The 24,997-nt window shown below is 39.6% G+C and carries 20 protein-coding genes and 1 tRNA gene; 6 read left to right on the top strand and 15 right to left on the bottom strand.

The genetic code is table 11. The features are described 5' to 3' along the window. Positions 1-246: 246 nt before the first annotated feature. The 6 genes from H6G18_RS13855 to H6G18_RS13830 all read left to right on the top strand — a co-directional run bounded on the left by H6G18_RS13855 (position 247) and on the right by H6G18_RS13830 (position 7,783). Complete coding sequence (locus H6G18_RS13855) at positions 247-1,050, top strand: Rpn family recombination-promoting nuclease/putative transposase (RefSeq protein ID WP_190407676.1); 804 nt, start codon at positions 247-249, stop codon at positions 1,048-1,050. Between the two features lie 131 nt (positions 1,051-1,181). Beyond that, positions 1,182-2,876 (top strand): ABC-F family ATP-binding cassette domain-containing protein, encoded by a 1,695-nt coding sequence (locus H6G18_RS13850; RefSeq protein WP_190407675.1) that lies wholly within the window; start codon positions 1,182-1,184, stop codon positions 2,874-2,876. A 283-nt stretch (positions 2,877-3,159) separates the two neighbouring features. Beyond that, on the top strand, positions 3,160-4,761 hold the full coding sequence (gpmI, locus tag H6G18_RS13845) for a 2,3-bisphosphoglycerate-independent phosphoglycerate mutase (RefSeq protein WP_190407674.1): 1,602 nt from the start codon (positions 3,160-3,162) through the stop codon (positions 4,759-4,761). A gap of 91 nt (positions 4,762-4,852) precedes the next feature. Next, on the top strand, positions 4,853-5,086 hold the full coding sequence (secG, locus tag H6G18_RS13840; RefSeq protein WP_010998320.1) for a preprotein translocase subunit SecG: 234 nt from the start codon (positions 4,853-4,855) through the stop codon (positions 5,084-5,086). 20 nt (positions 5,087-5,106) lie between these two features. Beyond that, positions 5,107-5,850 carry a peptidase gene (locus H6G18_RS13835; RefSeq protein WP_190407673.1) on the top strand — a complete coding sequence of 248 codons (744 nt, stop codon included), beginning with the start codon at positions 5,107-5,109 and terminating at the stop codon, positions 5,848-5,850. A 151-nt stretch (positions 5,851-6,001) separates the two neighbouring features. Next, on the top strand, positions 6,002-7,783 hold the full coding sequence (locus H6G18_RS13830; RefSeq protein ID WP_190407672.1) for a DUF262 domain-containing protein: 1,782 nt from the start codon (positions 6,002-6,004) through the stop codon (positions 7,781-7,783). A 130-nt stretch (positions 7,784-7,913) separates the two neighbouring features. Here the strand turns inward: H6G18_RS13830 and H6G18_RS13825 are convergent, their stop codons facing one another. From H6G18_RS13825 to H6G18_RS13755, 15 genes are all read right to left on the bottom strand, one after another. Further along, positions 7,914-9,062, bottom strand: coding sequence for a glycosyltransferase family 4 protein (locus H6G18_RS13825; RefSeq protein ID WP_190407671.1), 1,149 nt, complete (start codon positions 9,060-9,062; stop codon positions 7,914-7,916). Between the two features lie 438 nt (positions 9,063-9,500). Further along, entirely contained in the window at positions 9,501-11,141 is a 1,641-nt protein-coding gene (locus H6G18_RS13820) for an MFS transporter (protein WP_390824998.1), read from the bottom strand. Beyond that, entirely contained in the window at positions 11,125-12,024 is a 900-nt protein-coding gene (gene recO / locus H6G18_RS13815) for a DNA repair protein RecO (protein ID WP_190407670.1), read from the bottom strand. Before recO ends, H6G18_RS13820 begins: the two co-directional genes overlap by 17 nt. A gap of 95 nt (positions 12,025-12,119) precedes the next feature. Beyond that, the gene (gene deoC, locus H6G18_RS13810; RefSeq protein WP_190407669.1) at positions 12,120-12,800 is read right to left on the bottom strand and encodes a deoxyribose-phosphate aldolase; all 681 of its coding nucleotides are present in this window, start codon (positions 12,798-12,800) and stop codon (positions 12,120-12,122) included. A gap of 179 nt (positions 12,801-12,979) precedes the next feature. Further along, complete coding sequence (locus H6G18_RS13805; RefSeq protein ID WP_190407668.1) at positions 12,980-14,146, bottom strand: DNA cytosine methyltransferase; 1,167 nt, start codon at positions 14,144-14,146, stop codon at positions 12,980-12,982. Positions 14,147-14,289: 143 nt separating this feature from the next. Beyond that, on the bottom strand, positions 14,290-15,735 hold the full coding sequence (locus tag H6G18_RS13800) for a YcjF family protein (RefSeq protein ID WP_190407667.1): 1,446 nt from the start codon (positions 15,733-15,735) through the stop codon (positions 14,290-14,292). A gap of 100 nt (positions 15,736-15,835) precedes the next feature. Next, a tRNA-Met gene (locus H6G18_RS13795) sits at positions 15,836-15,912 on the bottom strand. Between the two features lie 47 nt (positions 15,913-15,959). Beyond that, complete coding sequence (locus H6G18_RS13790) at positions 15,960-16,913, bottom strand: asparaginase (RefSeq protein ID WP_190407666.1); 954 nt, start codon at positions 16,911-16,913, stop codon at positions 15,960-15,962. Between the two features lie 88 nt (positions 16,914-17,001). Beyond that, complete coding sequence (locus tag H6G18_RS13785; RefSeq protein ID WP_190407665.1) at positions 17,002-17,502, bottom strand: CGLD27 family protein; 501 nt, start codon at positions 17,500-17,502, stop codon at positions 17,002-17,004. Beyond that, the gene (gene rsfS / locus H6G18_RS13780) at positions 17,499-17,957 is read right to left on the bottom strand and encodes a ribosome silencing factor (RefSeq protein ID WP_190407664.1); all 459 of its coding nucleotides are present in this window, start codon (positions 17,955-17,957) and stop codon (positions 17,499-17,501) included. The genes H6G18_RS13785 and rsfS overlap by 4 nt, the downstream gene beginning before the upstream one ends. Before the next feature lie 560 nt (positions 17,958-18,517). Then, positions 18,518-19,789: a glycosyltransferase family 4 protein gene (locus H6G18_RS13775; RefSeq protein WP_190407663.1), complete on the bottom strand. Its 1,272-nt coding sequence runs from the start codon at positions 19,787-19,789 to the stop codon at positions 18,518-18,520. A 1,026-nt stretch (positions 19,790-20,815) separates the two neighbouring features. Continuing rightward, positions 20,816-21,556 (bottom strand): amino acid ABC transporter ATP-binding protein, encoded by a 741-nt coding sequence (locus H6G18_RS13770; RefSeq protein ID WP_313954435.1) that lies wholly within the window; start codon positions 21,554-21,556, stop codon positions 20,816-20,818. A gap of 70 nt (positions 21,557-21,626) precedes the next feature. After that, a complete protein-coding gene (locus tag H6G18_RS13765) occupies positions 21,627-22,775 on the bottom strand; it encodes an amino acid ABC transporter permease (RefSeq protein ID WP_190407662.1) in 1,149 nt (382 codons plus the stop codon). A 39-nt stretch (positions 22,776-22,814) separates the two neighbouring features. Next, entirely contained in the window at positions 22,815-23,741 is a 927-nt protein-coding gene (locus tag H6G18_RS13760; RefSeq protein ID WP_190407661.1) for an amino acid ABC transporter permease, read from the bottom strand. A gap of 162 nt (positions 23,742-23,903) precedes the next feature. Then, the gene (locus tag H6G18_RS13755) at positions 23,904-24,974 is read right to left on the bottom strand and encodes an amino acid ABC transporter substrate-binding protein (protein ID WP_190407660.1); all 1,071 of its coding nucleotides are present in this window, start codon (positions 24,972-24,974) and stop codon (positions 23,904-23,906) included. Positions 24,975-24,997 lie beyond the last annotated feature (23 nt).

The raw sequence follows: 24,997 nt of genomic DNA, 5'->3' as shown, positions 1-24,997 counted from the left end.
GTTCTTCTTCGCTCTCTGCGATTTCAATCTTAAAAGTGCGGCTCATGGTTATTTTAATTTATCGAGTTTGTTTCCTCTATTATATGCACCTTCATATTAAACTGGTATGACTTTGAACTCAGAACTAGCAGAGAAAGAAAAACAAGGAATAAATATTGTTGGTGCTTGCTCTCCAGTTTAAGAAGTAAGATATGTTTTAGGAATAGAAAAAAATATATAATCGCAAGTTAAAATTTATTCAAAATCGTGAAAACTGATAGCATTTTTTATCGCCTATTTCAAGAATTTCCAGATATCTTCTTTGAACTGATTGGTAATTCTCCTGATGTAGCAAGTCTCTACCAATTTTCATCAGTTGAAATTAAACAAACAGCATTCAGAATAGATGGTGTGTTTGTGCCTACAGTTGAAAATGATCATCTCATCTATTTTGTGGAAGTGCAGTTTCAAGCAGATGAAAGACTTTATTCACGACTGTTTGCGGAAATTTGTTTATACCTGCGTCAAAATCAACCCTTAAATGACTGGGGTGCTGTGATTTTATATCCAAGCAGAAGTATAGACACAGGAGATATTAAGCATTATCAGGAATTTTTTATTAGTGAGCGAGTTAGGCGAATTTATCTGGATGAATTAATAGATGCGACTTCCTTACCAATTAGTCTGGCTACTGTCAAATTGATAGTGACATCTGAAGATACAGCCATTGTAGAAGCCAGGAAGTTGATAGCCAGAACAAAATCAGAAATCAACTTACCAGCTAAACAAAAAGAATTATTAGAATTGATAGAGACTATCCTGTTGTACAAGTTGCCGACAATTAGTAAGAAGGAGTTAGAAGAAATGTTTAGCCTCAGCGAATTAAGAAATACTAGGTATTTTCAAGATGTTTTTCAAGAAGGTGAGCGCAGTGGCAAGCTAAAAGCAGTACCAGCAATGTTGGCAGCAGGTTTGACTTTAGAGCAAGTGGCACAAGCTTTAGATTTAAGTATTGAGGAAGTACGACAAGCTACGCAACAGCAGTCTTCTGACTCTCAAAGCGGCAATTAAACAAGATCACTTTACTCTTTCGTTTGGTAAGAGTTTCTTAAGACAAATTGTTGGTTAATTTTTGTTAATATTGGACACAGTATTGGTACTTCGTCCGCAACTAACCATAATTCCTAACTGAGAGAAACTTGATGCTGCGATTAGAACATATTAGTAAAATTTATCCTACAGGCGAAGTTCTCAAAGATATCAACTGGGAAGTGAAACCAGGCGATCGCATTGGTTTGGTCGGTGTCAACGGTGCGGGAAAATCAACTCAGCTAAAAATTATTACTGGGGAGATAGAACCGACGGCTGGGGAAATTATCCGTCCTTCTAGCCTGCACATAGCTTACCTCAACCAAGAATTTGAGGTAGATCCTAGCCGCACCGTCAGAGAAGAGTTTTGGACTGTATTTAAGGAAGCCAACCAAGTACAATTGGCTCTAACCCAAGTACAGCATGATATGCAAACAGCCACTCCAGAGGAACTAGATAAGCTGATCGACAAGTTGGATCGTTTGCAGCGTCAGTTTGAAGGTTTGGATGGCTATGGTTTAGAAGCGCGCATTGGGAAGATTCTCCCAGAAATGGGATTTGAGCAAGAAGATGGCGATCGCCTCGTCAGCGCTTTCTCTGGTGGCTGGCAAATGCGGATGAGTTTGGGTAAGATTCTTCTCCAAGCACCAGATATCTTACTGCTGGACGAGCCGACTAACCACTTAGATTTAGAAACTATTGAGTGGTTGGAAAATTACCTGAAAAAGCTCACTACACCGATGGTGATAGTTTCCCATGACCGGGAGTTCCTTGACCGCCTCTGTACCCAAATTGTCGAAACTGAACGCGGTGTTTCTAGCACCTACCTTGGTAACTACACAGCCTACCTAGAACAAAAAGCCGAAAGCCAACTAGCACAATTGAGCGCTTACGAACGTCAGCAGAAAGAAATTGAGAAACAACAAGCTTTTGTCGATAGATTCCGCGCCAGTGCTACCCGCAGTACCCAAGCGAAAAGCCGAGAAAAGCAACTAGATAAAATCGAACGTATCGAAGCACCAATAGCTGGCGTGAGAACTTTACACTTCCGTTTTCCACCAGCACCCCGCAGTGGACGCGAGGTAGTGAAAATTAAAGATTTAACCCATACCTACGATGATAAGATTTTGTTCTTGGGTGCAAATCTCTTAATTGAAAGAGGCGATCGCATTGCTTTTTTAGGCCCTAACGGCGCAGGAAAATCTACGCTGTTGCGGATAATTATGGGTTTAGAACCACCTACAGAAGGTAGTGTGGGAATAGGGGATCATGGTGTCATCCCTGGTTACTTTGAGCAAAATCAAGCCGAAGCTTTGGACTTGAAGAAAACAGTCATGGAAACTATTCACGATGAAGTTCCTGACTGGAAAAATGAAGAAGTCCGCACGCTTTTAGGCAAGTTTCTGTTTACGGGAGACACTGTCTTTAAGCAAGTAGAAGCATTGAGCGGAGGAGAAAAAGCGCGTTTAGCATTGGCAAAAATGCTCTTACGTCCTGCCAACTTAATTATTCTCGATGAGCCTACTAACCACCTAGATATTCCAGCAAAAGAAATGCTGGAAGAAGCACTACAAAATTACGATGGTACGGCGATTGTCGTTTCTCATGACCGCTATTTTATCTCTCAGGTCGCCAACAAAATCGTCGAAATTCGGGATGGTGAATTCCGTGTGTATCTAGGTGATTACCATTATTATCTGGATAAAATTGCTGAAGAAAAAGAAAATGCAAGGTTAGAGGCGATCGAGGCGGAAAAAGCTGCTAAGAAAGCTGCTAAGGCTGCTAAATCTAATACAAAGAAGAAATAAAACATCTAAGTTACTAGTAAGAACCAGTAACCGATAAATGGTAATGGGTAATACGTAAGAATTTATTCTCAATGACAAATTACTCTTTACCCATTACCCCATTCACTGCAAATAGAGTTATTGGTATCTATCACAAAATACATTCGACAATTATTTAGGTTAAAAAAAATCTAAAAAAAATAGATTTTTGTCATCATAGAAGTTAATAAGCAGAAATTCACTTGCAGTGGTGAGTAGCAGTGGTATCATTCGGGTATTACAAAAAGTAAAGGGCAATTTTATTATGACCAAAGCACCTGTTGCTCCTGTGGTGCTAGTCATTTTAGACGGATGGGGCTACTGCGAGGAGACGCGAGGAAATGCTATTGCTGCCGCCAAAACTCCCGTTATGGAAAGTTTATGGACGGCTTACCCGCATACCCTCATCCACACATCAGGGAAAGCCGTAGGATTGCCAGAAGGTCAAATGGGTAACTCAGAAGTTGGTCATTTGAACATTGGTGCTGGGCGAGTCGTGCCACAGGAATTGGTACGAATCTCCGATGCAGTGGAGGATGGTTCTATCCTCAGCAACTCAGCTCTTGTCAAAATTTGCCAGGAAGTTCGTAGTCGGAATGGCAAGCTACATTTAGTAGGGCTTTGTTCTGAGGGGGGTGTACACTCGCACATAACCCATCTATTCGGACTACTTGACTTAGCCAAAGAACAGCGAATTTCTGAAGTTTGTATTCATGCCATTACTGATGGTCGTGATACGGCGCCAACTAATGGTATACAAGCAATCAGCGCCATAGAAGACTACATAAACAATGTAGGAATTGGACGCATTGTTACCGTTAGTGGTCGTTACTACGCGATGGATCGCGATCACCGTTGGGATCGGGTACAACGCGCTTATGATGTCATGACACAAGATGGCGCGGGTGATGGACGCAAATCTGTTGATGTCTTGCGAACATCTTATGCTGAAGGAGTGAATGACGAGTTTATCGTTCCCGTGCGAATTGCTCCAGGTACAATCGAGCCAGGAGATGGGGTGATATTCTTTAACTTCCGTCCAGATCGCGCCCGACAACTAACTCAGGCCTTTACCAGTGACAAATTTACAGGTTTTGAAAGACAGCAAATTGAACCACTGTCTTTTGTCACATTTACACAGTACGATTCTGATCTACCAGTATCTGTAGCCTTTGAGCCGCAGAACTTAAGCAATATTTTGGGTGAAGTCATCGCCAATCAGGGTTTAAATCAGTTTCGCACCGCCGAAACCGAAAAATATGCCCACGTCACCTATTTCTTCAATGGTGGCTTAGAAGAACCTTTTGCTGGCGAAGACAGGGAACTTGTCAGCAGTCCAATGGTAGCGACTTACGACAAAGCCCCAGCAATGTCAGCAACCGCAGTCACCGATACAGCGATCGCCGCAATTCAAAAAGGTATCTACTCCTTGGTTGTGATTAACTATGCCAACCCAGATATGGTAGGGCATACTGGTCAAATAGAACCAACAATACAGGCGATTGAAACAGTTGATCGCTGTTTGGGTCGCTTATTAGAAGGTGTGAGCAAAGCAGGCGGGACAACAATTATTACCGCCGACCACGGCAACGCCGAGTATATGCTAGATAAAGAAGGTAATTCTTGGACAGCTCACACAACTAACCCAGTCCCCTTAATTTTAGTGGAAGGTGAAAAAGTAAAAATCCCTGGACGTGGTACTAACGTCGAACTACGCAGTGGCGGCAAGCTAGCCGATATTGCACCCACGATTCTCGATATTTTACAACTACCCCAACCACCAGAAATGACAGGGCGATCGCTCCTACAACCAGCAGAATATGATGTGCAACTTACTCGCGCTCCTATTCCTGTAGGTCTTAACTAAGCTAAGAAAGAACAGTTAACAGCAAACTGTTAACTGTTCTTTCCCCGAAAACCCTTCTGTTTTGAAACTTGTTATAAAAGAGATTGCTACCATGACAGTTACTAGTATCGTGCAAGCTATTTGGGCGCTTTCCGCAGTTGGTCTAATAGTATTAGTGTTGCTCCATAGTCCCAAAGGTGATGGAATTGGAGCGATCGGTGGACAAGCCCAGTTATTTAGCAGCACCAAAAGCGCCGAAAATACCTTAAATCGTGTTACCTGGGCATTGACGGTAATTTTCCTTGGTTTAACAGTAGTTTTAAGTGCCGGCTGGCTACCTAAATAAAATTAGAGGGAGGTAGGTACATGGGGAATAAAATGCAATACCCAAAACCTAAAACCCTAAAAAACTTAATAACAAAGCATTTACTAGCAGCCCTTACCTTAACTATAGGTACAGGGCTGCTAATTATTTTTACTAATCTCCCATATACGAACGCTCTAAGTACGAACCCCTCATCCCCACAACCCCATTCCTTACCATCCACACTCTCACAATGGCAAGACAACACCAATAGCGGTGATTACTTTTCCCAAGTTGTCACAACTGAAGTAGGTTATTTAGTCTGGTCAAAATTTCCCGTTCGAGTTCATATCAAACGACCACAAATTATTAATAACCAACAGGCGCAAGTATGGGTTGATAGTATTTTACAGACTGTGCAAGAATGGAATAATTATTTACCTTTGACAGTTGTAGAACAGCCAGAAATTGCGGATATTACAATTGAGCGCAAAACGCCACCTTTAGAGCTTCGTGAAAACAAAATCCCGCGCGCGCGTTCTGCTCTAACCCGCTACGAACTATACACCAGCAACAAAGTTCTATTACACCGCTTTACTATCCTGTTAAGCCCTACCCAGACTGGTAATTACCTCATTTCAGCAGCCCGTCACGAACTCGGTCACGCCTTGGGGATTTGGGGACATAGTACATTATCAACCGATGCTTTATATTTTTCCCAAGTCCGCAACCCGCCGCCGATTTCACCCAGAGATGTGAATACTTTGAAGCGAATTTATCAACAACCAACTAGTTTGGGTTGGTAGTTATTTCATCTTGAGTAATTAAGATTGGGAATCTAATAATTATTCTTTCACTAAATCAGAATCAGGCATTGTATATTTTATATAAATGCTTCGCATAAAACAGTAATTATTACAGATTAATTCAAGTATAAATACAGGAGAATAAAGTGTAATGGCAGCAATTGAATCGCGTGATTATACTTTAGAAGAATTATTTCAAGACTTCTATGTAGTTAAAGAATACCAGCGTGAATACGTTTGGGAGGAAAAGCAGGTTAGAGAACTTCTTGAAGATGTTTATGAACCATTTCTAGATAATAAGTCTGGCTCTGACTGGGAGTGTTTTATAGGGAGTATCATTGTTTGCAAATCTCAAGAATTATATGAACTAATTGACGGACAGCAAAGAATGACGACTGCTTATTTAATTGTGTGTGCCGTAAGAGATTATTTACTAGAACTAAATCCAGACGAACATAATATTGGTCAACTTAAAGGATTTATTACTTCATATGTTTTGGAGGAAAATGGTAGCGAAAAATTTAAGGAAAGAATAGAACTTCAATATGATGAAGAAAGCCGTTATATTTTAGAAAGAATTGCTAGACAACAAAATTTTTTAGATATTCCTGAAAATAGTTCTGTGCGACGTATTAAAAATGCTTATCAAATTGCATTAAGATTTCTAAAAGATGAATTTGGTGGTAATGAAACTACTATTCAGCAAGTTAAGCTATTTTATGCACGCTTTATTAAAAATGTAAGAGTAGTTCGTGTAGAAACCAAGAGTATGTCACACGCACTCAAAGTTTTTGCAACTATTAATAATCGTGGAGTTGGTCTGGATTCTATGGATCTACTCAAAAATCTCATGTTTATCCAAATTGCTAAAAATAAAATTATTAAGGACAAAGATTTTGAAAGACTGAAAAATAAGTGGAAGGAGATGCTAAAAATATTATATGAATCTAATGAAAATCCTATAAGATTTCTTCGTTATTTTATTGTTTCTAAATATGATTCAGAACGCATAAGAGAAGATAAAATTTATGAATGGTTTGAAGAAAACCAGGATAAATGTGAATATCAAGATAAGCCATTTGATTTTGTCGATTCTTTAGTTAAAACGGCAAAAGCATTTGCAAATTTTAAAGAAGGAAAAGATATTTTTGGTAAACCAAACCGTTATTTACTAAATATATCTTATCTTTCAACTAGCCAGCATTTTGTATTACTTCTAGCTACTCAGCACTTTTCTAAAGAAATGTTTACCAGCCTCTGTAAACATCTAGAAAACTTTTTATTTATATGTATCATTACGCAAGCTAGATCCAGTAAACTTGAAATTTTATTTGTAAAATGGGCATCTAAGCTAAGGCAAATAAATAACCAACAGTTACTTGATCAGTTTATATTTGAGGAAATTGGAGTAGAAAAGCAAAAACTAGCGGAAAAATTTTTACTCGCTTTTCGTCAGCTTGATGAGGATTCTGTACGTAAAAAAGTTTTGCAATATATCTTAGCTAAACTTACGCAGTATATTGATGAATTAGCCTATGGAGAAATAGAAGCTCATACTAATTTAAAAAACTATATAAATAAAACTGTTGAAATCGAACATATATTACCTCAAAATTATGAGTTAGTTAAATCTTCATTTGATAAACAAGAGCAAATATACAAGTATGTTAAATATTTAGGAAATCTTACATTAATTGAGAAGCCTATCAATACTTCAATAAAAAATAAAATATTTGAAGTTAAGAAAAATGCTTATCAAAAATCAAAATTTTTAATTACTAAATCAATAGTAGAACCAGTTAATGTTGGATTAAATACAGCGATTGACCGTGCAGTAAAAGATTTAGGCACATTTAATGAATGGAACTCAACAGCAATAGAGCGTCGGCAGGAAATGTTAGCTCAATTAGCAAAGAAAGTCTGGGATGTATAAGTAATGAGGCAGAATATCTGATCTGTTTTGTAGATTTCAAGAGGTAGCAAATTATAGCTTGCTAACCTCTAACTTTTAAATGATTGAAGTTGTTAAAAACTAAGAATCTAAAAATTAGTGTATTTTACCTCTAAGCTCCCCAACTGAGTTTTACTGGTTGCTGTGCTAGAACTTCACGATAAAGTTCTTCTAAATGAGTAATATTCTTCTCTAGTGTGTAGCGTTCTTCTACGCGCTTTCTAGCTTTTTGCCCCAATACTGTTGTTAACTCTGGATGGTCTTGGAATAGTGGTAAAAGGGTTCTTAACTGCGATCGCACAGTTTTTGTATTCATGACTACTCCAGCCCCTTTTTCCAAAACTTCGCCATCTGCACCCACATCGGTTGCTAAACAAGCGAGTCCGCAAGCCATACCCTCTAGTAAAGATAGAGATAAACCCTCAACTAACGAAGGCAAAATAAATACATCAGCACCCCGAAGAAGATTGATCCGCCTTTCTTCATCAGCCACAAATCCTAACCAAATAATGCCGTAGTCAGCACCATAAAAGGGTTCTAAAGTAGCTCTTAAAGGGCCATCACCAACCATTAATAACTTACTCCCATCTGCCATATCTGCTTGCTTCCAAGCACGTAGGAGCGATTCTACATTTTTTTCCGGCGCAATTCTTCCTTGGTAAACAAACAAGCGTTCAGCTTTAAATTCTGTTTTAACTTGAGAATAACCAGGGGAATATTTAGCAGTATCTACACCATTAGGAATTACAGCAATATTTTTTTCTTTTACACCCATACGCGCTAACAATTCTCGTTGAATTTGAGAAAATACAATTACGCGATCATAGTTACCCAAAAAAGGCGCATAGAGTTGATAAGCTAAAAGTTGTGTTCCTGATATAAGTTTTGCCCCTTTACCTGCAAATGGGGTGTGAAATGTAGCAATTAAGGGTAAATTTAATTGTTCACAGATTTCTGGTAAAACAAAATCGAGAGGAGATAAAGTCAGGGAAGCGTGGACAATATCTGGCTTGATTTGCCGTAGTGAATCAGTTAAAAGCTTTGTCGCTTTGAAAGTGGGAATTGTGTAAACTTGCGACTTATAAATGAAGGGTAGGGGAACTTCTTGGAATTTCGGCCAATTGTCGGGTTCAGTTTCTTCTTGAGCAAAGTGGAGAAAACTGACTTCATGTCCCCTGTCTAGCAAGGCATTTGTAACTTCTCTACTGTAAGTGACATTGCCACAAAAGGGTGATTTCTTTCCAATCCAAGCTATACGCATTCTTTACCGGCTATCAGAAGAGCGTGGTTGATTATTTATTTTGATTGTTTTTCTTTATCTTGTTGCGCTTGCTGGCTATTTTGAAAAAGTGCTGTTAGCGGTAGGAGAGTTATGAAAGGCGTGCTGAGTACTGGGTAAAAAAATAAACCTCTAAACCTAGTCCCAAAATGCCTTTTCCCCATATTTATCTTTATCAGCAGTTTGTGATAAATACTAAGTATATACTTCCACTTCTAACCAGTTAAAAAGCTAAATTTTAGGTTTGCTAAACCAAATAATCTATAAGCTTAATTTGTCTTTCGGTCATAGATGTACATGACATTTACAACCACTCACCCTGGCTAATTTCAAATTGATCCCCAGCAAGTTTGTAATAAAATTTTCTGCACTCAGTTTAGCATGAAAGCAAAATCTATAATTAACCCCAAAATCCGAGAATTAATCACGAGAGTTATACCACGTTAGTAAACCTCCCGAAAAGACGATCGCCGCTAATCCCAAAAACACAGCTTGTAACCCGACAAAGGTTTCTGCTAAACCTGCTAAAGCCAAGGGTAATGACAGAGCAATATTGATGACATTGTTTTGTAAACCAAACACTTTACCGCGCATCTCAGGCAAAGTTTCTGTTTGGATAGCTGTCTGCATGGGTATACCTATGAGAGAGCCAAAAACACCCATTGATGTTACTAAAAGTAACACTAACCATAGTTGTGTCGTGAACACTGAAAGACCAACTAAAGATGCAGCCATACCCAAACAACCACAAAGGCTTAGTTGAGTATAGGAGAAACGTTGACCAAACTGACCCAAAATAGTAGCTCCAGCAGCGATACCAACACCACCAGCAGCTAGTAGAAAGCCGAATTGAGAAGCTTTTAAGTTAGGAATGATTTCTGCCATACGAACTGCTAAAACAGTCAAGGCGGCAAAGACAGAAAATAAAATCGTTAATTGTAGAAGGGCATTACGGACACGGTAATTTTCTTTGAGGTAACGAAATCCATCACGTAAATCGGAAAAGACGTGAGGAAATTCTGTTTCCGGCCCGTGGGTTTTTTCATGAGTTACCAACAACAGCAAAATTACACTAGCGATCGCATAACTACCACCAACCAATAATTCTTTGCCAAACCCATTATTACCCCCCAATTGCCACCAAATACCATCGGCAATTGCTAACAATGGTTCTCCCACTGCAAACCCCACTATCACTGAAGCCATCATTGTGGTTGTGTATAGTGAATTAGCCGAAAGTAAATCTTGTTCTTTGACCACCAAAGGAATCGCCGCCTGTTCTGCTGGGGCAAAAAATTGTGTTAGTGTAGACACCAAAAAAGTCACAGTCAAAATAATGAGAAAACCTACAGGTAAAACTCCTATGGGTTGCCAATCATGAGTTAACCACAACAAGAAGGGAATAGCTAAAACCAAAATACCACGCCAAGCATTTGTAGCCACTAACACAGTCTTCTTTGACCATCGGTCTACAAATACCCCAGCCACAGAACCAAACAGCACGGCTGGTATTGTGAAAGCCATCATCAATGCTGACACCCAACCACTAATACTCTGATTACTTCCTTGAAACTGAGTATTAATTAAAGCAATCATTAAGACCAAATAAACTTTATCTGCCAATTGACAGAAGACTTGCCCGCCCCAAAGTGCTAAGAAATTTGAGTTTTTGAATACAGCTAAAAACCCTTGATGTTCCTCATCTCTTAAATTTTCTTCTCCACCAGAACCAGCGTCATCTGTTGGTGTTTCTGCTTCGGGAGTAGTAGCTACTGGTACACCATGCCAGTTACCATTGGAATCAATGGTAGCTAACGGCTCTGGGGACTGTTTTTCTATCTCCTTGGGTAAATCGGTTTTGGAATTTTCCGATATCCAGCTTTTCTCATTTGTAGAAATATCTTGTGGAGACATTTCTTGACTATCTTTGTGACTGGGTACAGAGTGGGGAACAGCACTTAAGTGATTTGGTGCTGTGGAAGCTGATGCCCTATTCTGTTTTTTGACGTGGCTTGGTGACAAGGGCAGAATTTTTCTATCCAAATCAGACGGTTGCATCATGATGGTTGGCAGCAAAATAAGAGTCAATCAAAGTGGCAGAGCGAATAGGGCGACCTAAATGATATTGAGCATATTGGCGCAAAATCTGCTCCACAGATAACCAGCCAGCATCACTGGTGGTACTAATTTGCATTATCTCTGGTTGTGAGAGCTGTTGGAGCAGAGAAAGTTCTAGAGAATTTAAACGAGCCGAAATGGCTGGTATTTCTTGCCGATGTACTACTGTTTGGTAAACAGGAATTTCAGGATGAGGAAGGGATTTTTCTGCTTTACCTGGTTTTTTAATTACTTCGTTCCGTAAGCTTTCCCAAGCCTCTAAAGCAACTATTCCCCCAGCCGTAACGCTAAAACCCACACGCCAGTCGGGATTTGCCAAGTCAGGAGTTAAAAAACGTTGAGTGAGACAACAAATTTGTACTTGTGGGGGCAGTCCAGCCAAAGCTAGAAGGTGGAAAACTGCATGAGCTAAGTAAGCGAGGACACCAAACGACGCTCCTTTGGGTAACTCTTCCAATCGATGGAGATGTTCGTTTAGTAACTCGTATAGTTCTTGTTGTGGTTGTTCACTTAAAGCTTGACAAAGAACTATTTCCGCTAGATATTGACTAGCAGCCAATTTCCCTAAATCTTTTGCCAGACCTGGGTAGGTTTTTATGGTTTGAGCTTGAGTAATTTTATCGAGCGATCGCCCCTTGGCAATCAGTAATTCATTGACTACAAACATCCCGCTTCTACCACCCAGACTGGAGTTATGTTTACGTGAACCTGGGGCGATCGCTCGAATCAAACCGAATTCTTGTGTCAAAATAGTCACTATTCTGTCTGCTTCCCCCAGTGCTTGGGTTTTCAGATTAATACCAGTTGCTTTGTAGGTTCTACTCATTAGCCATAGTTATTAGTCATTAGTCATCGGTCATTCCTCATTGGTCATTAGGTGCAAGACATACAACAAATGACTTAAGACAAAAAAACAAATGACTATTCGCCTTTCTCCAGGGTATCGCGCTGGCGGATCAAATCGATACCGCGAGACGTGCCTATTCTGGTAGCACCCGCCAATATTAAATCTAAAGCTTGATTCAGGGTGCGAATTCCACCAGATGCTTTTATACCTATCCTTTCTTTTGCTACTTCTTTCAAAAGCCGCACGTCTGCGACTGTAGCACCACCATTCCAACCTGTGTTGGTTTTTAAGAAAGTGGCTCCTGCGTCCATTGCTACCTCGGCTGCCAGCTTTTTTTCTGCATCCGTCAGTAAGCTTGTTTCCAAAATTACCTTAATTAATTGCCCAGTCTCTTCACAAATTTCGGCAATTTCTTCGTGTACTGCATTCGTATTGCCAGACTTCAACCAGCCTAAATTGATGACTACATCTAACTCTGTGGCTCCATTTTCCACAGCCTCCTGAGCCTCATACAATTTAACTAATCGTGTCGTAGCCCCAGTAGGAAAACCAATTACCGTACAAACTTTAGGTTTTTTGCCGTGGAGAAGTTCTGCTGCTTGCTTTACATAAGTAGGATACAAACAAACCGACGCAAAATTAAATCTGTCTGCTTGTCCACACCATTGCTCAACCTGCTCTGGAGTAGCCGTTGGCGTTAACAGGGCGTGATCGATAAATGGCGCAATATCAATGTCTGGATAGTCTGCTGCCATCGTTGCCTTTTGTTAGTGTTTGATTATAAAGCTTTATAAAAAATTAATACCCTTCACATAAATTAAACCACGTCTATATACGAGTGTAGCCTGAAAAGCAGGATTTCGTTGAGTTTTTTCATCAAATAACCGAGTATGAATAAACTAAGATAAGTACTTTATTTAACATCAATTAGGCTTTATCTCGTATTAATGAAAGAATTTTTTACACCAGTATTTATAAAATCAACAATAGACTGTGCCAATGCTTTTGATGCTAAATAAGGCACACCATTACCAATAGTTTTAAACATATTAGTCAGTGACATATTTTCTGGTAAAACGAAATTTGCAGGTAAAGACTGTATTGCTAAAGCTTCCGCTACTGAGATTCGCCTGATTTTGTATGGGTGTAAATGTACTTCATTATTGCCATAGCAAGCTGTAGGAGAGTAACGCCATCGATGTAGACGTTTAAAAGATTTTTTTGAATCATCTCCTTCAGCAACACTAACAAATCTTGCTATACCTGCTCTTGCTTTAAAATAATGTTCAGAATTAGGATGTTTTAGTACATCATTTTTTCTAAACCAATGTTCAACTGTCAATTCTTGAGGAATACCATCAGGACAAGGAATTATAGAATCTTCTCCAAATGGTTCACACTGAATCCAAGGATAATTAAATACTTTATCTTTAGAATATAAAATCTGCTTTTCCCAAGGAAAATTTAAGTCAAACAATATTTTCTTAGGACTATTGATTATCTCTATATCATTCAGAAATTTTCCTCTAAAACCAATTAAAATAATTCTTTCCCTATTTTGGGGTACACCATATTCAATAGCATTTATTAATCGTTCTGTTAATAAATAACTAGATTGCTGTAATTTTTTCTTGAGCGATTCAAAAAATATACGATGTTTCTTAGTTCGCCACAAACCCTTTACATTTTCAAATAGAAAGAAATCGGGCAAAGCTTTACAAATTAATTCTACATAAGCCGAAGAAAGTTTACCATTATCGCCTAAACACCCTTGATTCTTTCCTCCAATAGAAAAATCAGGACAGGGAGGCCCACCAATAAATCCCACAATATTATTAGATTTACGAGAATCCTTAACTAATTCTAATAAATGTTGTGCTTGGACTCCTTCAACAAGTTTAGATACATCTGCTTTTTCCCCCTGATGATATCCATATTCTGGTAAAGGCAAATTCAGCATTTCCCTGGAATATTGGTATGCTGCCATAAAAGGAGAAAAAATTTCATTCACATAAACAATATTAAAACCGCTTTTTTCAAAACCTAAATCAAGGAATCCTGAACCTGCAAAAAATGAGAATATTTTAGGGTGAAAACTCATTAAGTTGAAAAATAATATAATATCTATTTTTTAGTAATTCATGTTTTATATTTTAACAAAATACCATTATGTAGATTAAATGGTTTACACAAAGCCGCAAAGACGCAAAGTTTTTTTAAGCGTCTTTGTGCTTTTGTGCAAAATTATCCAACAACTTCAACCGACTGTACTTCTGGCGATAAATGTTTCACGCTTTGCTTCACAAAACCTTGCAGAAAAGCTATCTGTTGATTTTGATGGAATACCTTTTGTAAGGTTTGGCGTAATTTGTCTAAATTTAAATTATTTCCAGAATCTAAAGCGATTTCCTGTTGTTCAAAATACTCTACTAGACTCAAGCCAGCTACCCTGGTGAGATAGGCTGCACTGACACCTTGAACTAAACCACCAGCGACAAAGGTAACGGCGTTACTTTTGAGAACAGTACCAATGGCTTTAGTAGAAAGTTCCACTAAACCTAATTTCAGCATTAAACTTCCCATAGTCCTGGCTACAGTTTGTGCTTGTTCCCAGGATAATTTCTGCTGATAAATATTACCCAAATCCATCACCATTTGAGCATTAATTGCCGCAGTTGCCAGAATATCTAATGCTGGGACTGGGTTAGCAAAAGCCGCAGCCGCAGCTATCCACTGATATTGTTCAATAATTGGAGTAGCGCGATCGCGTCTTACTTCATTCAAGTAGTTTTTTGCCTCAGCTTTCAACAACAGTGCTTCTCTTGTACTAGTTGTCCACACTAATTGTGAACTTTGCTGTGCTAAAACTTCACCTAATTCCTGCGTCAACTGCTGAATGTCTGGCGCTGGTTGTTCCATCCACTCTTGCACAGCACCATCCACTTCATATTTCCGCACTTTAATAGCAACGGGACAGGCTGAAACAGCAACTACATGATCGAGAACCCTCTGTTTTAAAGACAGCAAGACACTAGCACGTTCATCGGGTAGATACTGGTCTTGTTTGTTGAAAACCAGAATTTTTGGCTGATTGAGTGCTTTTAGCTGCTGTAAAGCTTGGAATTCTGAATCCGTCAAATCACCGTTAGTCAAGAACAGGACAGCATCAGATTTTGCCACTTCTGCCAGGATATCAGTATCGGAGTGACTACCTGCTTCTTTAAACAATGATGCTGTTTCTTGGAAGGTTACTTTTTGCTGTGTTTCCGCTAAACCGCTAGACTTCAGGACTTGAATTAAAGTACTTTTACCAGCCAATTGTCCACCAGTCACAGCCACTCTCAGCTCTTGCCTGTCTAACTCTACCAACAACTGGGCAAGTTGATTTCGCAATGTCTCTAAAGCTGGATGGTTTTCTGACTCTTGTGCTAATTGGTTAATTACGGCTCCAGTGTTGGCGATCGCACTTTCTGCCGTGGCTCTATCAACGAGCATACCATTTAGCTGCTCTGAACTATTTTTTGGCAGCTTGTGCTTGAACAACCACAACCCACCACCAACCGCTAAAGCACTCAATAAACTCAGTTCACCCAACTGCTCCAGGGAATGATGCCAACTTTGTAGCATCCACAAGGAAAAGGATAATCCTAATCCTCCTACTAAAATTGGTCGCTGCAACTTCACAACCATTATTCTCCGCGCTTTTTGGAAGATTCCAACTTAAGAATAGATCAAAATAAAACAAAACCCCACAATCTTTAGAGATTGTAGGGTTTTGATGTTTATAATTTGGTGGCGGGAAGTGGATTTGAACCACTGACCTTCGGGTTATGAGCCCGACGAGCTACCAGGCTGCTCTATCCCGCGTCGTTTCTTGACTTTTTTAGTATAACCCAAACTTCTGAGTTTGGCAACTACAAAAGCGATAATTCTCCCACAACCTCTAGACGGGTATATTTGCCTGGGTTCATAAACTTTTCTGCCAAGCTTTCTGCCACGCTGGGGGTAATCCAACCCATTTGCTGGAGCAGGTAAATGGCAACGGCATATTTTGCTCGTTTAGCGCCATCCATGACTTTAATTGTCAATCCCATGCCTTCGCCCAATCTACCAATGCACTGTACACCTTCTGCACCAGACTTGCTTACCAATTCCCCAGGAGTTAAACGCATCAGTTCCGTATCAAATTCCCCATCTCCTGCTACCATTGACGGGTGATGAGTCATGGCTCGGATAATGCGCTCCATATCCAAGTTAGTACTGGACGCTAAAAGCGCATATAAAGAAGCGATTTGTCCCAGCTGCATCAGGTAAGTAGGTACACCACAATCATCGTGAGCGCTGATAAATTCTTCTGCTGGCATTCGCAGCAACTCTGCAACTTTAGCCAAAATCAACTGCTGTACTGGGTGCTTGCGCTCTAGATAGTTATTTAAGGGCCAATGGCGTTGTTGGCAAATAGCCAACATTCCCGCGTGCTTACCAGAGCAATTGTATTCAAGAGGACTACGTTTCCCTTGAGGTATTGGACACTGGAGTACAGAAGGGTCAAGATCAGCTCGCCACAGGATGTTAAATGCCTGACGTACCTGCTCGATTGTACCTTTGTGGGAACTGGTAATAATAGCTAGGTCGCGATCGCTCAAATCATAGCGTTCCAGTGTTCCTGTGGTAGTGACTGCTAGGGCCTGAAATGGTTTGAGTGCTGAACGGACAAATGTAGCTGTTTCCGAATTACCGGCAACACTAAGTACTCGTCCTCGTTCGTCGCAAACAACAGCTTGGACTATATGCTTCGATTCGATAATACCTTCACGCAACAACCGGACTTCCAGTGCTGCTGCTTGAGTTCGCTTTCCCATTGTCATGGGTTAAATTATCTCTTTTTTTATTAGTCAATAGTCCCTAGTCAATAGTCCATAGTTTATTGACTGTTGACCATTGACTGTTAACTATTTAAAACAAATGCCAAACTATAGTACCAATAAGAAAGACTCCCGCCAAGCCAGCGAAGGTAAATTGTAACCGTTGGAGAATGGGTTTGATTTCGTAGGTGACAATTAAGCGATCGCGGGTGAGGACTTCTTGTGGCTTGATCCAAGTTTGACCATCGTACCAGCCTGATTCTTCGTAGAAGACGGTCATACTATAGAGGCGATCGCGCACATAAAGCCAGCCCAAGTATAAACGTAGTAGACTTAGTACTACTCCGACACTTGCCCCAGCTGCACCGACCAACAAGAAATGAATAAGTTGTTTATTTGGCTGATAGCTGGCCGATGCTACAGGCCCAGCTATCAGCCAAGATAATCCCCAAATCCACGCTAGTTTTTTGGCGTACTCCCACCAATTTAAGGCACAATCACGAAATAGCCAGGAAGTTTTTAACTCTTCGTACTCATTAAGTGGTTGTTGATCTACGGGAACCGGACAATTTGCCAGCGACGACTTCATCATGTTGGCTTACCCTCATCCTCATCAGATTTTGGTAGGGAGATACGTTCTGCATGAACCCAAAATGCTTCTAAATTATAAAACTCACGTTCCTTTGGCATCATGATATGCACAATTACGTCGCCGTAGTCTTGGAGTAACCAGCTGCCTTCAACTTTTCCTTCTGTCCGCAATGGCCGTCGTTGACACTCACTTTCTACTTTATCTTCAATTGCATCAGCGATCGCTCTCACTTGCACCCTAGAATAGCCAGTCAACATCACAAAGTAATCTGCCAAGTATGAGACATCTGCTACCTTAAGCACTAGGATATCGCCCGCTTTGCGGTCTGATGCGGCTTCGGCAATAGTTACAGCTAATTTTCCACTCAACTCAGTTTCCGCCTCTGGACTTCTAATAGCACTCTTGGCTACCGAGACGGATTGCAATGGTAAATTTCCTTGGAAATAATCAGACATTAAACCTCAGGTGCTTTATCCCTTCTGTTACGGTTTTTGAGAGTTCTTTGCAAATAGCAATCGAACAGTAAATTTATCTCTTGGTTTTTTTGAATACTAACAAAAAAACAGGTATCTATGAGAATGGCTGACAAATTGGTTAATGTATCGCAAAATCATGAGGCGACAGATAGTTATTTCTGTGTAGCGATAAATCCAGTCATAGCCGCATCTCCAACAAGTTGACATAGTTTTTACGTATCAGCCATGTAGCTTTATTCTTGTTTATACATTTACTACCATCATCAAGTAGAGAGTTCAGAGATATCACCGCCTCTTAACTCTAAACTACTTCCCTAATGATAAGTATACAGCATACTGGATTTAGGCTATTCTGCCTAAAGTGTGATGGGTCATATTCCTTGAGTATATTTCTTAATTAAGACTAACCAAACTTAGCGTTTCACAGTAATGGGCCAAATTCATCCACAAAAATAGGGTAGAGGAGTCAAAAACATCCTCAACCCTAACCTATCAGAAATTATCAATATTTTAATAACTGAGATACCTAGCGTTTAAGATCAGACTTCCTGCTTAGAAACTACTTTAGATTCAATTGTTTGTCCGTCTGTCGTCACTGAATAAAATAAACTTTCATATTGATTTAATGCCTGCTCAAAGGCATATTGCTCCATAGCATATTTCCTACTGTTATAACCCAAGGTTTTAGCTTTTTCGGGATGTTTGTACAGGTCTAAAATTGCTGTTGCTAAAGCTTGAGGATCTTCTGGAGAAACAACAACACCACCACCACTCTGTCTAATTGCTTTTGCGGCTGTACCGTTATCAGGTACAGATGCTATCAATGCTCTACCACTAGCCAGTAAGACTTGAATCTTTGATGGCATATTAAAAGAGATAACATTTTTCTTCTGTACTACCAAACCAACATCAGCCGCCGCTAACATTTCTGGCAATTGTTCTCGTGGTTGAAAAGGTAATAGCAAAACGTTATCAGCACCGCAGTCTGCACAATATTGTTGCAGTCTTTGCAAGCCTTTAGCCTCACCTGCAATCACAAAGGCAATTTCGCAAATATCACGTAACTTAGCAGCAGCTTGAATGACTGTTTCTAAACCTTGGGTAAGAGCAATATTCCCAGAATACAAGAGTACAAATTTGTCATGCAAATTATGTGTGGCACGGAAGTTGTTATTTTCTTTTGGTAAGGGACGAATAAAATTGACATCTACCCAGTTGGGTATCTGCTCTATTTTTTCGGATGATACGCCTTTAGACAGAAGATTTTCCACGAACCCATCAGCGATGACGCTAATTTTGGTAGCGCTACGATAGGCAAATTTCTCTAATACCGAAAATACCTTTATCAGCCATTTGTTTTTCAGTAAACCAACATGAATGGCTGCTTCTGGTAATATATCTTGGAGATTCAAAACTACAGGGCAACCACGCAACCATCCTAGTAAAGATGCTGGTACGCATACAGGTAGTGATGGGGAGGTTGACAAAATGACATCAGGCCGCCACCCAAAAAAAGCAGGCAAAAAACTGGTTACTACAAAACTAGCATCTAGTAACACTCGGTCTAACAGTTTCGGTTGTGGACGAATCCACACGTAACTGCGTTGGATTTTGACACCATTCTTGTATTCAGTGAGATACCATTTACCACGGTAAGCTTCATAAATTTGACGCTCAGGGTAATTAGGCATAGCTGTTACCACACGCACTTGATGTCCTCGCTTGGCCAGTCCCTCTGCTAATTCTGTCATTAGGGGGGCTATACCAATTGGTTCTGGATAGTAGTTATAAGAGTAAATTAAAATCCGCATAACAGATTAGTCAGAAGTCCCCTGGCTGGTTTGGATAACTAAGGCAAGTATCTAGATTGCTTATTGGTTGACAGCATCTAATATTTAATTGTCTCTTTAGAGTATTTCTATGTCACTGGCTTTTCCTTGAAGATTCAGTGAAAGTTATTTTTGCTTTCTTCAGTAAGATATGATAAATCCACACACTTTTGCTTCATAAGCATTATGTATATTTTAATTATATAGTATAGACATAAACTCTATTGTTATCAATTGAATTGCCCATAATAACTACTAGATATCTGTCAATATTACGCAAAATTAGGGTAATCCACAACTATTATTTTGTTTTTTGTATGGCAGTGGACAGTAGTTATGCCATGAGAAAATTAAATTAGGAACACCGTAAAATCTGTATATTACCGGAGATTTAAGATTGCGTGATCATTCAAACCTATTTTATATCCTTGAAATCAAACTAATAAGTTTAAAGATTTAGTAAATTTATAATTTTTGATCTATAACCTGAACTGTTTATCTATATCGATAAAATTATGACATCTGCTAATGGGAATATTTAAATTATTTTTTTCAGAAACAGTTACTTCTTACCATTTGTAGGAAATTATTTAGGATAAAGATTATGTTTTCTTGCTGCCAAACTATGGCATTTTCGATAAAAGATTTTTTGCTACTAACAAATGATAAATAATGACTGGTATTTGAAGATTTTGTAAAGCAGATGAGACGAGCACAATCCTCATGTCTCCAGACTCAGATATTGCACCCGGAAATATATTTTTGTTTACCTAAGGGATGAGTCTCTGATAAAGCCATAATCAGGGGTTCTTGGTAAATACTCTCTCATCTTTTTGTGGTGGATGAGCAAAGCCTACATAAATTTGGGAATCTCGTAGCGCCTGTTACTTTTGAGCTTTAGTTAATTCCTGCAACACTAATTCTACTTCTGGATACTGTACACGGAATCATCGCTAACTCCTAAGTAATAACTCGTAAGCAATAATTTGTAATTCGTTATTTTTACGACTAAATTATTTGTGATAAGAATTTGCGAGTGCGTTCTTCTTGGGGTTTGGTGAAGAAGTTATCAGGGGTTGCTGATTCGACTAGATAGCCGCTATCCATCAACACTACTCTATCGGCGACTTCACGGGCAAATCCAACTTCATGGGTAACTACTACCATTGTCATGCCATCGTGGGCTAGATTTCGCATCACGTCTAAAACTTCTCTTACCATTTCTGGATCTAAAGCGGAAGTTGGTTCATCGAATAGCATAATTTTAGGCTGCATTGCTAATGCACGAGCGATCGCTACTCGTTGTTGTTGTCCTCCAGATAATTGTCCTGGGTATTTTTTCGCTTGTTCTAAAATTCCTACTCTATCTAATAATTGCATGGCTAATTCATCAGCTTTGGCTTTTTTCCATCGCCGCACCCAAATCGGTGCCAAGGTGATATTTTGTAGCACTGTTAAATGGGGAAATAAATTGAATTGCTGAAATACCATACCCACTTCTCTCCGAATTATGTCAATATTTTGCAAGTCATGGCTGAGTGTGATTCCATCAATAATAATTCTTCCTTGCTGGTATTCTTCTAAAGCATTAAAAGTACGGATAAATGTTGATTTACCTGAACCAGATGGCCCCATCAAAACTACCACTTCTCCGCGATTTACCGTTAAGCTTATACCTTGAAGAACATGAAATTTTCCATACCATTTATGAACATCTTCAGCAATAATTATTGGGGTTTGTTCTACCACAGATTTTATCCTCAAATTATTTGATAGCAGGGAGCAAGGGAAGAAATTTTGATTAGAAATTTGATTATAATTAATTATTATTTAGTTGCCTTTCTAGCCGCCGAGAAGCTATTGAAATAAAGTAACAAAATAACCAATAAATCAACCCAATAAATAAATATACTTCTGCATAATGACCAATAAATTGAGGCTGTGCCAAAATGGAACGGGCAATTCCTGTAAGTTCTACTAAGCCCACAAGAGATAATAAAGAAGTGTCTTTAAATAAACCAATAAATTGTCCGACAAGTGCGGGAATAACTGCTCGTAAAGCTTGAGGTAAGACAATTAACAGAACTACGAAGAATGTATTTAAACCTAGTGCTTTTGCAGCTTCAACTTGTCCACGGGAAACTGCTTGGAGTCCACCACGTACATTTTCCGCCATGTAAGCTGCACTAAATATTACCAAACCAGCGATCGCTCTTAACACCCGATCTAAACGGACATCGTTTGAGAATAACAAAGGTAACATTACTTGCGCGAGGAATAAAATCCCAATTAGTGGAACTCCCCGAATAATTTCAATGTAAAGAATAGAAAACCAACGTACCACAGGTAACTGGCTAGTCCTTCCTAAAGCAAGTAGAACCCCAATAGGAAAGGAAAGAACAATGCTAATTGCTGCCATGAATAGGGTGAGTAGCAAACCGTTCCATAGATTGCTGGATACAGGACGCAAACCAAACCCACCGCCAATTAACCACAAAATAACGGGGAATGACAACAACCAGATTAAAGAAAGCCAAGGAGCGACTAATTTTGTAAACTTTGATCCCAATAAGAAACTAGGTATTAGTAGAACAGCAGTCAACAGCAACCATAGACGGGATACCGGATCTAAGGGGAAAATAACTAGTAGTAAACCGACAATGACAGCAAGTAAGGTAATTCCCCGCCATGTCAACTGTTTCTTACTAAAAAATATACCTGTTGTCACAGCACCCAAATTAGAAGTGACTGCCAAAACAATCCAAACTCGCCAATATTCAGTTTGGGGAAATCTACCAACTAAAAATAATCGTAAATTATCTTGAACCACTGCCCATTCTGCTTTAGTAGTTGCCCAAATTAAAATTCCTTGCACTATCCACAAAAGCAACCCTAAACAGATAAGAGTTAATAAGCTGTTATGCCAAGTACTAAATAAGTTTTTGCGTAACCAAGTTAATTTAGTCATTAGTCAACAATTGTTCTTATAGTTTCTTCATCTCCTGTGCTACCGTTCTTTAATCTGTACGGTGCGATTAAATGTATTCATAATTAGGGAGATAGTCAAACTGAGAATGAGATAAGTGAGCATTAGTAGTAACATGACCTCTACTGCTTTTCCAGTTTGGTTAAAGGTGGTGGAAGCGACAAAATAAATGTCGGGATAGCCAATGGCGATCGCTAAACTGGAATTTTTTGTCAGGTTCAGATATTGGCTTGTGAGTGGAGGAATGATTACCCGTAAGGCTTGGGGGAAAATGATTAGGCGCATGATTAAGTTTGGGTTTAATCCTAGCGATCGCGCTGCTTCCCATTGTCCTTGAGATACTGATTGAATCCCACCCCGGACAATTTCTGCAATAAAAGCACCTGTGTAAAAAGTTAACCCCAGCAATAAAGCAGAAAACTCTGGTGATAATGTAAACCAAGGTAGTTCTAGTCCATTTTGACTAAGCCCGACAAATCCCCAGAGATAAATTTTATTTTCAGCTTTGGGAAAGCTCAGAAAAACCGCAAAGTACCAAAACAGCAACTGTAAAAGTAAGGGCGTATTGCGGAAAACCTCTACATAAAGCAGCGTAATGTTTCGCACTAGCCAGTTATCAGATAATCTAGCAATCCCAGCAAGTACGCCGACAACTGTTGTTAAAATGATACCGACAACAGCTATTCGTAATGAATTAATTAGTCCTACCCATAAGGCAAGACTATAAGTGTCAGTTGGTTTATATGCAATCAGCGTTTCGCCAATATCAAAAGATGCTTGCTGCTTGAGAAAATCAAAGCCAAATTGAATACCCAATCGCTGCAAATTGCGGTTGAGATTACCCAAAAGTATAGCCACAACAACTACTGATAAAAATAAAGCAATCAATTGTCCAGCAATATACCAAAAGCGATTGTCACGCCAAAAAGGGGGTTTGTCATTGGTCATTGGTCATTAGTCCATAGTCAAGTCGCTTCTCTACGTTCGCGGAAGCGTGTCGGAGACAGACGCTACGCGAACGCTCCAATTCAAAAAAGGTCAACAATCAACGGTTAACAGTTATCTTTTCCCCCTACTCACCTGCTTCTTCTTCTCCTTATTCCTCAATTCTTACCGAAACGGTGGAGAATACAACAATCCGCCTTGTGTCCAGAGTTGATTTTGACCGCGTGCTAGGTTCAGTTTGGTCTTGGGGCCGAGGTTTCGATCGTAAATTTCGGCGTAGTTACCGACGTGTTTGATGACTCTAGCCGCAAAGTCGTTAGTTAAACCGAGTCCTTCGCCTAAATTGCCTTCGGTTCCTAAAAAGCGTTTGATATCTGGGTCATTACTCGTTGTGAATTGACCTAAATTTTGCGAATTAATTCCTAACTCCTCACCTTTTATTAGGGCATAAACTACCCAACTGACAGTATTACCCCATCTAGCGTCTCCTTTGGCAACTGCTGGTGCAAGCGGTTCTGAAGAAATTACTTCGTCTAAAATTACGTTATCTTCAGGTGTAGGTAGAGTTGTACGTCTAGATACCAATGCTGAACGGTCGGCTGTAATTGCGTCACAACGTCCTTGAGCGTAAGTAGCAAAGGTAATATTAACGTCTTCAAAAACCACCGATTTATAAGTGATGTTTCGCTTCCGCATTTGGTCTGCTAAGTTTTGCTCAGTAGTGGTTCCAGTTTGTACACAGATGGCTTTGTCTTTGAGGTCTGTTAGAGATTTGGTTCCGCTATTTTTGCGAACCATAATTGCTTGACCGTCATAAAAGACTACAGGTGCAAATTCCAAACCAACGGAGGTGGCGCGACTGAGTGTCCAGGTTGTATTGCGGCTAAGAATATCTACCTCACCAGTTTGTAAGGCCGTAAATCTTTCTTTGGCGCTGAGGTTACGAAATTCTACTGCGTCTGGGTTGTCAAATAAAGCAGCAGCGATCGCTCGACAAACATCTACATCAATACCACTATACTGACCGTCAGTTCCTACAAAACTAAATCCTGGTACTTCGCCACTGACACCGCAAATTAACTGACCACGGTTTTTAATCGTATTCCAGCGATCGCTGGAAGTTGTTTGTGTTGTCTCTGAATTAGTGGCTGTATTTGCTGTTTGTGTTGCATCTCCTCCACAGGCGGTAGTAGTTAAAATCAGTGATGCTCCCACAATTAAAGCTATTCTCTTCATACAATTCAAAGTAGTTGATATGC

The organism is Anabaena subtropica FACHB-260 (genome assembly GCF_014697105.1).
Lineage (GTDB): Bacteria > Cyanobacteriota > Cyanobacteriia > Cyanobacteriales > Nostocaceae > Trichormus > Trichormus subtropicus.
The sequence above is the reverse complement of the archived record's forward strand: the minus strand, read 5'-3'. Positions and strand labels throughout refer to the sequence as shown.